This is a genomic window from Desulfosarcina sp. (assembly GCF_046496365.1).
Classification (GTDB): Bacteria; Desulfobacterota; Desulfobacteria; order Desulfobacterales; family Desulfosarcinaceae; genus Desulfosarcina.
The window spans coordinates 1-13,575 of record NZ_JAWOHB010000049.1 but is presented as its reverse complement, the minus strand read 5'-3'; the positions used below and the strand labels follow the sequence as shown (position 1 = coordinate 13,575).

Here is a 13,575-nt window from a genome sequence, read left to right as displayed (position 1 = left end):
GGGTGTCAATCGCTGGGTGCGGGGGTGTCCGCCGCCGGCGGGCAGACGCATTCGCAGGCCCCGTCGTCGGGTCTTTGGCCGGCGGCCGTTCCGGTTGATGCCGCGTCGCTGAAATCCATGTGGATGGTTATATCGCTTCCCCCGGAGAGGGTGGTTTTGGCGTTGGGGTAGCGTTTTTTGAAGACACGCAGCATGGCGTTGTTTTCCCTGAGCACCGATGCGGTGAAGCCGGTGAAATGGTTCTCCTTGGCGATTCGTTCCATGGTTTCCAGCAGGTGCGAGGCGATGCCCATGCCCTGGAAATCCTCACGAACCACGAAAGCCACTTCGGCCAGGGTGTCGCTCTCGTCGGCATAGGAGCCGATGGCCACGATCTCCTGGTGGCCGCCGATGCGCACCTGCCCGATCAGGGACATGTTCTTGCGGTAATCCACGCTGGCCCACTGCTGCTGGACCACTTCATGGGAAAAAAGCTTCATTTTATAGAAAAACCGGAAGTAAATGGTCTTCTCCTGCAGTGAGTAGAAGAAGTTGCGGTAGGCGAATTCATCGGAAGGCAATAGCGGCCTGAATTCAATCGTCTTCCCATTTTTCAGGGTCAAGCGGTTCTTGTAGCTTTCAATGAAGATCAGGTCGTCCTGCGACGGCGGCAGCTGGTCTGAAAAAATGTAGTGGCGGGTTTTGGCCACGTCGATGAGTTCCTCACGAAACTTGGGGTGGGCGATCTGGGCCAGCTCCATGACCCGCTGGTAGATGCTCTTGCCGCTCAGTTCGGCGATGCCGTATTCGGTCACCACGAAATTGACGTCCCCGCGCGTGGTGGCCACCCCGGCGCCTTCACTCAGGTGGGGCACGATTCTGGACACGCTTCCGTTTTGGGCCGTGGAGGGCAGGGCGATAACCGAAAAGCCGCCCTTGGACATGGCGCTGCCGCGCAGAAAATCAACCTGGTCGCCGATGCCGCTGTAAAACAGGTGGCCCATGGAGTCGGAGCATACCTGGCCGGTGAGATCCACCTCCAGGGCCGAACTGATGGAGATCAGGTTGTCGTTGCGGGCGATGACGGTGGGGTCGTTGACGAATTCCGAGGATCGGAAGTAAAACATGGGGTTGTTGTCCACGTAGCGGTAAAGCTTTTCCGAGCCCATGCACAATGAGGCCACCGCACGGCCGGGCAGGAGGGTTTTCTTGCGGTTGGTGATCACCTTATTCTCGAACAGCGGGATGAAACCGTCGGTGATCAGCTGGGTGTGGATGCCCAGATCGTTCTTGTTGGTCAGGTTCTGCAAGATGGCATAGGGAAGATGGCCGAAGCCGATCTGCAAGGTGGCGCCGTCGTCGACCAGCTGGTTGACGTAGAATCCGATGCGGCCGGCGGTTTCCGCATCCTTGATGCTGGGCAGGGCCTCCACCAGCGGCTCTTCATGCTGCACCAGATAGTCGATGTCGTCGACGTGAACAAAGCTGTCTCCCCAGGTCCGCGGCATGCGCGGGTTGACCTGGGCGATGACCAGCTTGGCATTTTGCATGCCGGCCAGGGTGATGTCGATGGACACGCCCAGGCTGCAGTAGCCGTGCCTGTCCGGTGGACTGACCTGCACCAGGGCAACGTCCAGACCGATGCGATGGTTGGCGAAGTACCGCGGGATCTGGGACAGGTAGGTGGGGATGTAGTCGATCTTGCCTTCGAAGGCCGCTTTTCTCATGGAGCTGCTGATAAAAAAAAGCTTGAGAGAGAAGCGCCTTAAAAACCGGGGATCGTCCACGTAGTCGGAAAAGGTCCATGACAGCATCTGGTAGACCATGATGTCCTGCATGCTCAGATCTTCAACCATTGCCCGGATCAAGTGCTGGGGCTCGCCGCAGCCGGTGCCGATGAAAACCCGGCTGCCGTTTTTGATTTTGGATATGGCGGTTTGCGCGTCCACCAGTTTGTCCGGGCATACTGTCTTCAGGTCCATGGTAATCCTTCCCATCCTTGGTCCAGTCAAAAAGCGCTGCCATTCCATCGCAAATCCTCGCGATAGTCAAGCGCACAGTTGAGAAAACCACCTGCCCGACCGGGGGCTGAAAATTTTTGGCCCCGCGCTTTCCTGGTGCAGTGGTCGGCCCAGCGGGCAAGGCGGCCACAAAACAGTTGACAGGAACCTGGCCGGTTCATAAGTTCCGGTTGACAGGCGCAACACGGACATCAAACGAAAGGCAGGCATCGATCCATGAAAGTTATCCAGTACAGCCAGCAGCCCGAGACCCGCTTTGATAACGACCAGGTCAAAGGCGTTTCCGGACGGGTGGTCATCGGCAAGGCAGATGGGGCCGCCAATTTCTGCATGCGTGTGTTTGAATTGGAAAAGGGCGGTTTTACGCCAAAACATCGCCATGACTGGGAGCATGAAATTTTTTTCCACGCCGGCCGGGGCCAGGTGTGGCGCAGCGGCAGTTGGGTGCCGGTTGAATCCGGCAGCGTGGCCTTTATCCCCGGCGACGAAGAACACCAGATCAGAAATGCCGGCGAGGGCAAGCTGACCTTCATCTGCCTCATCCCCGCAGGTGCGCCGGAGCTGTAGCATGGCCGCAGGATTCCAAAACCCGCTGCCCACCGTGGATATCCTCATTGAGAACCGCGGCGGCATCGTTCTCATCGCGCGCAGGAACCGCCCGCATGGGTGGGCCATCCCCGGCGGTTTTCTGGACTGGGGCGAGTCGGTGGAAGCCTGCGCCGTTCGCGAAGCCGCCGAGGAGACGGGCCTGAGGGTGCAGCTATCGGAGTTGTTTTACGTCTATTCGCGGGCGGACCGCGACCCGAGGCACCATACGGTCACCACGGTCTTCATCGCCTCTGCGGACGGTGAGCCCGTGGCTGCGGACGATGCCTTGGACGCCGGTGTTTTCACTGCCGGCGACTTGCCCGCACCCCTGGTTTTCGATCACGGACAGATACTTCACGACTACTTCCGATACAAAAACGGTGCGCGGCGCAGCACGGTCTTTCGAGATTATTTACAGCCTACTCCCCGAGGCAGGTGATGACGATCCCGGTCTTCCCCGAAACAGTCGATTCCCTGTGGGTGGACGGCCGCCTGGCCACCATGACCGGCCCGACCCGCTACGGAACAGTGGAAAATGGCGCCCTGGCCGTCGTCGGCGGGCGCATTGCGTGGATAGGGTCACAGGCGGGCCTTCCGGCGGATGCCGCGTCCAGGGCCGGGTCAATCCACCACCTTGAAAACGCCTGGGTGACCCCCGGTCTCATCGACTGCCACACCCACCTGGTCTACGCCGGAAGCCGCTGCGCAGAATTTGAAATGCGCCTCGGCGGTGCCACCTATGCGCAGATCGCCCGGGCCGGCGGAGGGATTATGCGCACGGTCACAGCCGTGAGGGCGGCAGACGAGGATGCGCTCTACCGGCAATCCGCCCGGCGGCTCAAGGCCATGCTGGCCGAAGGGGTCACCGCCGTGGAGATCAAATCCGGCTACGGACTGGATACGCGCAACGAGTTGAAGATGCTGCGGGTGATGCGCCGGCTGGATCACAATTTCCCCACCGCCGTCATGCCGACATTCCTGGGCGCCCACGCCCTGCCTCCGGAATACAGCGGCAGGCCGGAGGCCTATATCGACCTGGTGATCGACGAAATGATCCCCGCGGTTGCCGCCGCCGGGCTGGCAACGGCGGTGGACGCCTTTTGCGAGCGGATCGCGTTCTCGCCGGCGCAGACCGAACGGATCTTTGGTGCCGCCCGCGCCAGGGGTCTGGCTGTCAAGCTGCATGCCGAACAGCTCAGCGACAGCAAGGGCGCCCTTTTGGCCGCCCGTTTCAATGCCCTGAGTGCCGACCACCTGGAGTACCTCGGGGACGACGGTGCGGCGGCCATGGCCGAGGCCGGCACCGTGGCGGTGCTGCTGCCCGGGGCCTTCTACTTTCTTGGGGAGACCCGCAAACCGCCGGTGGGTCTGCTGCGCGGGCACAAGGTGGCCATGGCGCTGGCCACCGACTGCAATCCCGGCACCAGCCCCACCACATCGCCGCTGCTGATGATGAACATGGCCTGCGTCAATTTCGGACTCACCCCGGCTGAGGCGCTGGCCGGTTTCACCGTCAATGCCGCCCGTGCGCTGGGAATGCAGAACCGCTGGGGAACCCTCGCGGTCGGCAAACAGGCCGATTTTGCGGTATGGGACGTGGATGAGCCCGCCGAGCTGGCCTATCGCATGGGCGGCAATCCCTGCCGCATGACCGTCATCGGGGGAACGGTCGCGTGCGCCTAGCCGAATAAAAACCGTCCATCAATCAAAGAGGAAAACAATGATTACCCTGCTGGATTACGGTGCGGGAAATGTGCGCAGTGTCATCAATGCCATCGAGCGGCTGGGCGAACGGGTTGTGGTGGCCGCCACCGGTCGGGATATCCGCGACGCCGAAAAGCTGCTTTTCCCCGGTGTGGGCAATTTCGGCAGCATGATGACCATTCTCAGACAGAAGCGCTTCGTGGCGCCGCTGCTGGCTTTCCTCGGCTCCGGCCGGCCGTTTCTGGGCATCTGTCTGGGCATGCAGGCCCTGTTTCAAGGCAGCGACGAAGCGCCCGGGGAGTCCGGCCTGGGCATCCTGCCCGGACGGGTGACGCGCTTTGATGTGGCCCTGGCCGTGCCCCATATCGGCTGGAACGGCATCAGCGTCAAACAGCCCACCGACCTGTTTTACGGGCTGGCCGGTGACGAGAAATTTTACTTTGTGCACACCTATCACGCCCCAGCCGGTGATCCGGCGGCGGTGCTGACCACCACGGATTACGGCTACCCGTTCGTCAGTGCGGTTCAAAAGGGCAGCATACAGGGCACCCAGTTCCATCCGGAAAAAAGCGGTGCACCCGGATTGACTGTGCTGGAGAATTTCATCCGCAAGGACCGGGCCTTGACCATACCGGCAAAATGCCCGTCCCGCACCCGTCTGGCCAAGCGCATCATCGCCTGCCTGGATGTGCGCGCCAACGACCAGGGAGACCTGGTGGTCACCAAGGGCGACCGCTACGATGTGCGGGCAGACGGCAGCGTGCGCAATCTGGGCAAGCCCGTCGAGCTGGCCGGCCGCTATTTTGAGGAGGGGGCCGATGAGGTGGCCTTTCTTAACATCACCGGATTCCGGGATTTTCCCCTGGAGGACATGCCCATGCTCCAGGTGCTCAAGGAGACCTCCAAAAAAGTGTTTGTGCCGCTGACCATCGGCGGCGGGATCCGGGAATTTACGGACAAGAACGGACTTACCCGCACGGCCCTGCAGGTGGCCGCGGCCTATTTCCGCTCGGGTGCGGACAAGGTCTCCATCGGCAGCGACGCGGTGTTCATCGTCGAGGAATACCTGAAAACCGGCCGGAAAACCGGCCGAAGTGCCATCGAACAGATCGCCGGCGTATACGGCAACCAGGCGGTGGTGATTTCCATCGATCCCCGGCGCGTGTATGTGCATTCACCGGATCAGACCGCCCATGCAACCATCGCGACCGCCCAGCCCGGTCCCCAGGGAGAGGGCTACTGCTGGTTCCAGTGTACGATCAAAGGCGGGCGGGAGGGGCGGGACGTGGATGCCGTGACCCTGGCGCGCACCTGCGAGGAACTGGGGGCCGGGGAGATATTGCTCAACTGCATCGACCGTGACGGCACCAATACGGGTTTTGACATCGAGCTGATCCATGCCGTCAAACAGGCCGTTACCATTCCGGTAATCGCCTCCAGCGGGGCCGGGTGCGCAGCCCACTTCGCCGAGGTGTTCGCCAAGACCGATGTCGAATCCGCCTTGGCCGCCGGTATTTTTCATCGGCGCGAGGTGCCGATTTCCGCCGTAAAGAACCACCTGAAAGGCAAGGTCGAGGTGCGATGGTAAACCCAATTTCCGGCCGCGCCGCGCACTTATTTTTCTGGAGGGAGGATATTCAGGTCACTGATTTTATACAGCAGGGTCTTGTAGCTGATTTTTAAAATCTTTGACGCTTTGCTTCGGTTCCAGTCGGTTTTTGACAGCACATGCCCAATGATCTCGCGCTCGACCATTTCAACTGCATTCTTCTTGGCCGTTTTAAGTGAAAAAGACTGGTTTTCGGGTGAATTCTTGCCTCCCAGATCGAGGATCTTGGCCAGTGAGGCATGGTGGTTGAGCGACGCGTTGGCGCTGGTGGTCGGGGATGCGATCCGTTCGCTGTTGAAAAGCTCGTCGACAATCTGGCCGCTGTCACCCAACACCAGCATCCGTTTGAGTACATTTTGAAGCTCGCGGACGTTGCCCGGCCAGCTGTAGGCGCACATCCGGTCCATCACTTTCGCGCCCGGCTTCTCGATGTTGCGATGGTTGAGCATGGCGGTGTACTCCTGGATATAAAAATCGATCAGCGGCGGGATGTCTTCGGGTCGTTCCCGCAGGGGCGAGAGATAGATTTTGATGATATTGAGGCGATAATAGAGATCTTCGCGGAATTTGCCCGCGTCGATATCCTTTTTCAGGTCGTGATTGGTGGCGGCGATTACCCAGGTGTCCGCCTTGACATCTTTTTCCGAACCCAGGGGCGAGAATTCACCCCCGCTTTGCAGCACATGCAGGAGTTTGGCCTGCAGCGGAAGCGACATGTCGCCGATTTCGTCCAGCAACAGCACACCGCTGTGAGCCAGCTGAAACTTGCCCTTTTTTTTCTGTTCCGCGCCGGTGAAGGCACCGCGTTCGTAGCCGAACAGCTCGCTTTCCAGGAGCCCTTCCGGCAGGGCGGCGCAGTTGATCTTGATGAACGGCTTTCCCAGGCGGGGGGATTGCTGGTACAGGTTTTGGGCGACAACCTCCTTGCCCACACCGCTTTCGCCAAAAATGACCGTGTTCAGTCCGGTGTGGGCCACGTGCGCAATCAGTTCCCGAACCCGGGCGATGTTTTTACTCACACCGATTATGGGAGGGCCCATTTTTGATTTTGAGGGATCGCTCATTGATTCAATAGTTTCTTGACCAGCTGTTCCAGTTCTGGCAGTTTGAATGGTTTTTCCAGCACATAATCGGCATGGGCTTCCTTGGCCAGGGATTCGGGGTGCTCCCCCCAGCCGGTGATGGCGATGACCGGCGTGTCCGGAAATTTTTTCTTGACGATGGAAATGATCGCCACCCCGCTGATGTTGGGCAGCACCAGATCGGTAATGATCAGGTCGAAAGCGGCATCTTTGGCTTCGATATGCTTGAGTCCATCGAGACCGTTGGCGGCGGAGACGACCTCGTAATTTTTCTGTGTGAAAAAATTGGTCAGCGCGGTGAGGATCTCCTCGGCGTCGTCGATAATTAACAGTTTGAAAGGCTTTTTCATTTCAGCCTCGTGGGTTTATGGGATCCTACCCGCGGCGGGCCGCGGGGCATGGCCTGCCTGCAGCGGTAGTCTTGCGCGGCACCGCCAGGACGATAGGGGTTTCAAGCTCGAGAATCAATTGATACCGGCCGGCGCCGCGTGTTTTTTTCGATGCTATACACCAAGGTTCTCAAGATGGCAAGTTTTTACACATTTTCACCCAGATGTGACCGCCAATAAAATCACACCCGATTGTCCTGCCGCAAAAAAAATTCATGCCGGGCGAATTTTTGCCGATTAGGAGCCTGTGTACGCAACCTTTTTTTTGGGTTTGTGGATTCTGAAGTGGAAAAGTTTTTCATAATATGTAATATGAGGCCACTTTCGTCAATCGATCTTTGACAATCCGCTGCACTTCCCCGGCAGGGCTTTTTTTATGCAGGATTTTAATTTCAAATGATAACGGGAAGATGAAAAATATTTTAGTTGGCCTGGACGGTTTGCCAAAGCGAAAATATTCCTTGGCACAATACTTGTATGGCCTAAATCGCACCTTAACGCGTCGGCATCCCGTTTAACCTTAACCCGAAATTTTAAAATGGCCCAGGCAACCGCAGTCGTGCTCGACAGTGATCAACACAGAAGGGATGATATCCGCATCCGGCTGTCGCGCTGCGGGGTGCTGCCGATCTGCTTTAAGGACGAGTGGACCTGTCTGGAAAACATTCACCACATCCGGCCGGCCTTCGCCGTGTTGCAGCCGGATTCCCGGGAAGCGGCGATCCGCTTTGTCAATATCGCCAAGGCGATCCGGAGCACCTTTCCGGTGATCGTGCTTTCAAATCAACGTGAAATCGAAAATTTCGTTCACAGTCACTGGCTGGTCAATCTGTTTTTTTTGCACTATCCGGCCGATGAACGCGATTTTCAAGGCACGATCAGGCGGCTGGCAGGATCGAAGCCCAAACCTGGCCGTCCGGTGCTGATCGCCGTGGACCCTGAGTCCCAGAGGCGCATGGCCTGTCTGCCGCTGTTGGCATCCTCCCGCGAACCGCTTTGGATCCAGGGAGAAGCAGGCGTCGGCAAGCGGCTTCTGGCCGCAAGCGTGTACAACTGCATGCCGTCGGGAGCGTCTGAGCCGGAATATATGCCAGCGCGGAATATCTCCACGCGCTGGATTCGTGACAAGCGCCGACGCGTTGACAGACCACGCGCTGCCAAGCAGCCGGTGCAGGTCTGCGTGATCGAAAACATCGAAGCGCTGCCCGTTGGGCTGCAGGCCCAGCTGCTGCCGATCCTGGAAGCGCCTGCGGTCGGGTCAGGCGCAGGCGGCGGCGGACCCGCCGTCCGGTTCATTTCACTGGCCGAGCCCGATGTGGTGCGGCTTATCCGCCAGGGCCGCTTCCGGCAGGACCTGTATCACCGGCTCAGCGTGTTGAAACTGAGCGTGCCGCCGCTCAGGCACCGCCGGGAGGACGTGCCCGCCCTGGCTGACTTTTTTGCGGCTCAGACCAGCATCCGCCATCGGGGGGCCATCGTCCGGCTGCCCGATGCGGTTCGGCGCGATCTCAAGCACTACCCCTGGCCGGGAAATGTGGCCGAACTCAAGGGCGCCATCGCGCGCATCCTGGCAAGGGACGTCATCGACTGGGCCGCTGCCGTGCCCGGCAGGGGCGCCGGCCCCGTGGGGGGGAGCCGGCAGCGGCGACCCGGCGCCGGAATCGACCTTGGCGAGGATCTCAGGCGGTTTTTGAAAAACAATCCGGACCTGTCGCTGAAAAAAGCCAAGCGGGGTTTTGGCATGCAGGTTGAGAGCCGCATCATGCAGGCGGCCCTGGTCTGCACCCGCGGCAACTGTAAAAAAGCGGCCGGCCTGCTGAACATCAGCTACAAGTCGATGCTCAACAAGGTCAAGGACTATCAGTTGGTTTAAAAAAACAGTCGAACCCAACGAAAGCGGTTACCCATGTCATCCCAACCCGCACCGATGGACCCGAAAGCGATCCTCGATATCGTCATCAAGCGACGCTGGGTCGTCATCATCCCTTTTTTTCTGGCCATGATCGCCGGCATCGGGCTCTCGGTCAAACTTCCCCGGATCTACGAAGCCAGCACGCTGATTCTGATCCAGCCCCAGAAAGTGCCCCAGGAGTATGTCCAGTCCATCGTCACCACCGACCCCGGGGACCGCATCAGCACGCTTTCCCAGCAGATCCTGAGCCGCACCAACCTGGAAAAGATCATCGATGAATTCAAACTCTATCAGGGGCCGGAATATAAAAACCTGTATGTGGAAGACAAGATCAACAGCCTGCGCAGCAGCATAACGGTGTCGGTATCCAACGACAAGCGGCGCGACAACGACGCGTTTACCATCTCCCATCAGGGCAAGGATCCGCAGACGGTGATGCGCATCACCAACACCCTGGCCTCTTTTTTCATCGATGAGAACCTGCGCATCCGCGAGGCCCAGGCGGTGGGAACCAGTGATTTTCTCGAGGATGAACTGGCGGTCATGAAAAAGCGCCTCGAAACGGTCGAGGTCCAATTGAAGGGCTACCGCGAAGCCTACATGGGCGAACTGCCCGAACAGCTGGAGTCCAACCTGAGAATTCTCGATCGGCTGCAGGAACACATGAGCGATGTTCAGCAGCGCCTGAGCGACGCCAGGATACGCCTGGCGACCCTGCAGAATGAAGCCGCGGCCCAGAAGGGGCAGCCTGCCCGGATCACGGTCGGCGGCGGCAGTTCGGAGGAGTCCACCGATCTGGACCAGTTGAACGCCGAACTGGAAAACCTGCTCACGCGCTATACGGCGCGCCACCCGGACGTTCTGCGTTTGGAGGCCCGGATTGCGGATTTAGAGGCGCAGGCGATCAAGTTTGCCGCCGCAGAGGAAAAAGCCGGGGCCGCAGCGCCAAACGGCCAGGATGCGGCGCCGGTGCTTTCGGCGGACATGCGTGCCGAGCACAATGAAATCGTCAATGACATACGGCGCCTGGAAGCGGACATCCGCGATACGAAAGAGCAGATCGACCGCTACCAGGGTCGCATTGAGAACACGCCCAAACGCGAGCAGGAACTCCTCTCCCTCAGACGGGACTACGAGAACATCCAGACAACCTACAACTCCCTGCTGGCGCGCAAGTTGGAGTCGGAAATCGCCGTCAACATGGAGCGCAAGCAAAAGGGCGAGCAGTTCCGGGTGCTGGACACCGCCCGGCTGCCGGAAAAACCCGTCAAACCGGATATGAAAAAATTGTTTGCCCTCATCGTGGGCGCCGGGCTGGGCGTGGGCGGCGCAATCATCTTTTTGCTCGAGTACCTGGACAACACCTTGAAACGCCCCGGGGAGATCGAGTCCGAACTGGGCCTGACCGTACTGTGCATGGTCCCGGAGATCATCAGCCGCAAAACCCGAATCCTGCGCCGCGTGGAGCACGTTTTTTTCGCCCTGGCCGGGGTTGCCACGCTGGTTCTGTTGACCGGGTTTGCCACGCTCTATGTCAAAGGTGTGGATCAAACCCTCACTGCCCTGAAAAACTGGGTGGGATGATCCATTAAGGTTAAATAATCCGATAGGTTGAAAGACAGGCACCCATGGGCAAGATCCACGAAGCATTGGGGAAATTTGAAAAACGGCAGAGCCTCACGGTCATATCACCGGTCCAGTCCGATACCGCCGCCAAGGGGGCGTCCGACGGCCCCGTGCCCGCGGCGGCCGGCCGCGGGCGTCAGCGCAATACCGGCAAGCCTGCCATCGACCCCAATCTGATCGTCTACCACGACCCGTCCTGTGCGGAGGCCGAGATCTTCAAAATCCTGCGCAACAACATCCTTTTCCCCCGGGAGGGGGCGCCGCCGCCGTCCATTATGGTCACCAGCGCCGTGCCGGGAGACGGCAAATCGTTTGTCGCCGCCAACCTGGCCGTCTCGATTGCCCAGGGGGTCGAAGAGCATGTGCTGCTGATGGATTGCGACATGCGCCGCTCGAGCATTCACCGCAGCTTCGGATTCGACGACCGTGTGCCCGGCCTGTGCGAATACCTGTCCAAAGGGGTCGAACTGTCGGCGCTGTTGAAAAAAACAGTCGTCGACAAATTGACGATTCTTCCGGGCGGGTCGACCCCGGACAACCCCTCCGAGCTGCTGTCCAGCCAGGCCATGAAGCAGCTGCTCGAACAGGCCAAGAACCGCTACCATGACCGATTCATCATCGTCGACTCGCCCCCGCCGCAGCTGACCGCCGAAACCACGGCCCTGGCCAAATACGTCGACGGGATCATCATCGTGGTGCGCGCCGGCAAAACACCCAAAGACCTGGTGAAAAACCTGGCCGAAAAACTGGGGCGCGAAAAGCTGCTCGGGGTGGTGCTAAACGGCTACAAGGTGCCGGCCACGGAGCGCTATGGCTATGGCCGCTACAAGGCGTATAAGAATGGGTACAAGAAAAAGTGATTTTGATGGGAACCTGATACGTCGAAATGTTACGCACCACCCGGTTTCCGCCGGCAGCATATAAGAAAAATGAAAAAAACCTGATGGTTAACAAGATTTTGATCTTGTACGCCACCAGGCGGAGCTATGAATGCCATCGGCCCGCGGCCGATTCACACGTAAAATGTTAAATTAATCGCCAACGATTCCGTCGGCAAGGTAAAGGTCTACCCATGCTGTTCACTTACCACACGGCCCTCGTCACCGGTGCGGCCGGCTTCATCGGTTTTCATCTTTCCAGGAGGCTGCTCGATGACGGCTACCGCGTTGTGGGCGTAGACAACCTCAACGATTACTACGACCCCGGACTCAAACGCGACCGCCTCGACATGTTGAAGGCCTATCCGGCATTTGCTTTTTTCAAAACCGACCTGGCCCAAAAGGAGGGCCTGGCGTCGATTTTCAGGGCCAACCGCATCGATGTGGTGGTCAATCTGGCCGCCCAGGCCGGGGTGCGCTATTCGCTGACCAACCCGCAGGCCTACGTCGATTCCAATCTGGTGGGGTTCGTCAATGTGCTGGAGTGCTGCCGGCATCATGGCGTCAAACACCTGGTCTTCGCCTCCTCCAGCTCGGTTTACGGGGCCAACACCAACATGCCCTTTTCCGTGCACCACAACGTGGACCACCCGGTGTCGCTGTATGCCGCCTCCAAAAAATCCAACGAGCTGATGGCCCACACCTACAGCCATCTGTTCGATCTGGCCTGCACCGGGCTGCGGTTCTTTACGGTCTACGGGCCGTGGGGGCGGCCGGACATGGCCCTGTTTCTCTTTACCCGGGCCATCCTTGAAGGCAGGCCCATCGATGTCTTCAATCACGGCAAAATGCGGCGCGACTTCACCTACATCGACGACATCGTCGAGGGGGTGGTCCGGGTGATGAAAAACCTGCCCGACCGCAACCCCCAATGGTCGGGTGATGCGCCCGACCCCGGAACCTCCTATGCCCGCTATAAAATTTACAACATCGGCAACAACAACCCGGTCGAGCTGATGGATTTCATCAAGGCCATTGAGGTCGCCCTGGGCCGGGCCGCCGAAAAAAACTTCATGGACCTCCAGCCCGGCGACGTACCGGCCACCTACGCCGACATCGACGACCTGATCAACGACGTGGGCTTCAAGCCGGCCACCTCGATCACCGAGGGGATCGGCAGGTTTGTGGCCTGGTACCAGACGTATTATGGGACGAAGGGGTGAGGGGAACAGAATTCAGGAGTCAGGAGTCAGGAGGCAGGAGAAGAGCGAAGGGCGCTTGGCTCTTAGCTGTTAGCTGTTGGCTGATAGTAAAACCAATATTAAAAGATGAACGTCGAACATCGAACGTCCAACATCGAACGTCGAATGGAAAACGAAGCGCGGAGAGAAAAGACCGGTTCGTTGGTTGAATTGGTTTAATTGGTACAGTTGGCCCGGTGAAATCCGCAGCGCTCGTTTCTAACAAAAATTTCACTGGCTAAAGTTGGTTTCACTTGCCCCTTGGACCCTCGAACCCTTGAACCCTTCCCTAAGAAGATGAACGTCGAACATCGAACGTTCAACGTCCAACGTCGAATGGAAAACAAAACCAAGAGCCAAGAGCCAAGAGCTATGAGCTATGAGCCAAGAGCTATGAGCTATGAGCTAAAAACCTATAGCCTACAGCCCATAGCTTCTATCCCAAGCAACCAAATCAACATTATTTAAACCCCGGAGTCCAGCATGCTTAAAATAGTATCGGTTTTCGCAATACTCGCCACCTTGTTCTTTTCACCCCCTGCCGCT

At 58.8% G+C, this 13,575-nt stretch carries 11 protein-coding genes; 8 read left to right on the top strand and 3 right to left on the bottom strand.

Going from position 1 to position 13,575, the window contains the following annotated elements; genetic code table 11:
* Positions 1–5 precede the first annotated feature (5 nt).
* Positions 6–1,961: a GNAT family N-acetyltransferase gene (locus R6V78_RS03530; protein ID WP_410287948.1), complete on the bottom strand. Its 1,956-nt coding sequence runs from the start codon at positions 1,959–1,961 to the stop codon at positions 6–8.
* A 255-nt stretch (positions 1,962–2,216) separates the two neighbouring features.
* On the opposite strand from R6V78_RS03530, the gene R6V78_RS03525 reads away from it, so the two are divergent.
* The 4 genes from R6V78_RS03525 to hisF are packed head-to-tail and all read left to right on the top strand — an operon-like array spanning position 2,217 to position 5,880.
* Positions 2,217–2,567, top strand: coding sequence for a cupin domain-containing protein (locus R6V78_RS03525; protein ID WP_410287947.1), 351 nt, complete (start codon positions 2,217–2,219; stop codon positions 2,565–2,567).
* Between the two features lies 1 nt (position 2,568).
* Positions 2,569–3,027 carry an NUDIX domain-containing protein gene (locus R6V78_RS03520; RefSeq protein ID WP_410287946.1) on the top strand — a complete coding sequence of 153 codons (459 nt, stop codon included), beginning with the start codon at positions 2,569–2,571 and terminating at the stop codon, positions 3,025–3,027.
* Positions 3,027–4,271: an imidazolonepropionase gene (hutI, locus tag R6V78_RS03515; protein WP_410287945.1), complete on the top strand. Its 1,245-nt coding sequence runs from the start codon at positions 3,027–3,029 to the stop codon at positions 4,269–4,271. The genes R6V78_RS03520 and hutI overlap by 1 nt, the downstream gene beginning before the upstream one ends.
* A 37-nt stretch (positions 4,272–4,308) precedes the next feature.
* Positions 4,309–5,880, top strand: coding sequence for an imidazole glycerol phosphate synthase subunit HisF (gene hisF, locus R6V78_RS03510; RefSeq protein WP_410287944.1), 1,572 nt, complete (start codon positions 4,309–4,311; stop codon positions 5,878–5,880).
* Positions 5,881–5,906: 26 nt separating this feature from the next.
* Here hisF and R6V78_RS03505 read toward each other — a convergent pair whose 3' ends face one another.
* Complete coding sequence (locus R6V78_RS03505) at positions 5,907–6,965, bottom strand: sigma-54 interaction domain-containing protein (protein ID WP_410287943.1); 1,059 nt, start codon at positions 6,963–6,965, stop codon at positions 5,907–5,909.
* Entirely contained in the window at positions 6,962–7,333 is a 372-nt protein-coding gene (locus tag R6V78_RS03500) for a response regulator (protein ID WP_410287942.1), read from the bottom strand. The genes R6V78_RS03505 and R6V78_RS03500 overlap by 4 nt, the downstream gene beginning before the upstream one ends.
* Before the next feature lie 577 nt (positions 7,334–7,910).
* Here R6V78_RS03500 and R6V78_RS03495 point away from each other — a divergent pair.
* From R6V78_RS03495 to R6V78_RS03480, 4 genes are all read left to right on the top strand, one after another.
* The gene (locus R6V78_RS03495; RefSeq protein WP_410287941.1) at positions 7,911–9,245 is read left to right on the top strand and encodes a sigma 54-interacting transcriptional regulator; all 1,335 of its coding nucleotides are present in this window, start codon (positions 7,911–7,913) and stop codon (positions 9,243–9,245) included.
* A gap of 33 nt (positions 9,246–9,278) precedes the next feature.
* Entirely contained in the window at positions 9,279–10,868 is a 1,590-nt protein-coding gene (locus R6V78_RS03490; protein ID WP_410287940.1) for an XrtA system polysaccharide chain length determinant, read from the top strand.
* 44 nt (positions 10,869–10,912) lie between these two features.
* The gene (locus R6V78_RS03485; RefSeq protein WP_410287939.1) at positions 10,913–11,770 is read left to right on the top strand and encodes a CpsD/CapB family tyrosine-protein kinase; all 858 of its coding nucleotides are present in this window, start codon (positions 10,913–10,915) and stop codon (positions 11,768–11,770) included.
* Between the two features lie 212 nt (positions 11,771–11,982).
* Entirely contained in the window at positions 11,983–13,011 is a 1,029-nt protein-coding gene (locus R6V78_RS03480; RefSeq protein ID WP_410287938.1) for an NAD-dependent epimerase, read from the top strand.
* The last annotated feature ends 564 nt before the right edge of the window (positions 13,012–13,575 follow it).

What these genes read in the sequence shown, in the direction of transcription:
- R6V78_RS03530 (WP_410287948.1), bottom strand. Translation starts at nt 1,961, where the DNA reads ATGGACCTGAAGACAGTATGCCCGGACAAACTGGTGGACGCGCAAACC.
- R6V78_RS03525 (WP_410287947.1), top strand. Translation starts at nt 2,217, where the DNA reads ATGAAAGTTATCCAGTACAGCCAGCAGCCCGAGACCCGCTTTGATAAC.
- R6V78_RS03520 (WP_410287946.1), top strand. Translation starts at nt 2,569, where the DNA reads ATGGCCGCAGGATTCCAAAACCCGCTGCCCACCGTGGATATCCTCATT.
- hutI (WP_410287945.1), top strand. Translation starts at nt 3,027, where the DNA reads ATGACGATCCCGGTCTTCCCCGAAACAGTCGATTCCCTGTGGGTGGAC.
- hisF (WP_410287944.1), top strand. Translation starts at nt 4,309, where the DNA reads ATGATTACCCTGCTGGATTACGGTGCGGGAAATGTGCGCAGTGTCATC.
- R6V78_RS03505 (WP_410287943.1), bottom strand. Translation starts at nt 6,965, where the DNA reads ATGAGCGATCCCTCAAAATCAAAAATGGGCCCTCCCATAATCGGTGTG.
- R6V78_RS03500 (WP_410287942.1), bottom strand. Translation starts at nt 7,333, where the DNA reads ATGAAAAAGCCTTTCAAACTGTTAATTATCGACGACGCCGAGGAGATC.
- R6V78_RS03495 (WP_410287941.1), top strand. Translation starts at nt 7,911, where the DNA reads ATGGCCCAGGCAACCGCAGTCGTGCTCGACAGTGATCAACACAGAAGG.
- R6V78_RS03490 (WP_410287940.1), top strand. Translation starts at nt 9,279, where the DNA reads ATGTCATCCCAACCCGCACCGATGGACCCGAAAGCGATCCTCGATATC.
- R6V78_RS03485 (WP_410287939.1), top strand. Translation starts at nt 10,913, where the DNA reads ATGGGCAAGATCCACGAAGCATTGGGGAAATTTGAAAAACGGCAGAGC.
- R6V78_RS03480 (WP_410287938.1), top strand. Translation starts at nt 11,983, where the DNA reads ATGCTGTTCACTTACCACACGGCCCTCGTCACCGGTGCGGCCGGCTTC.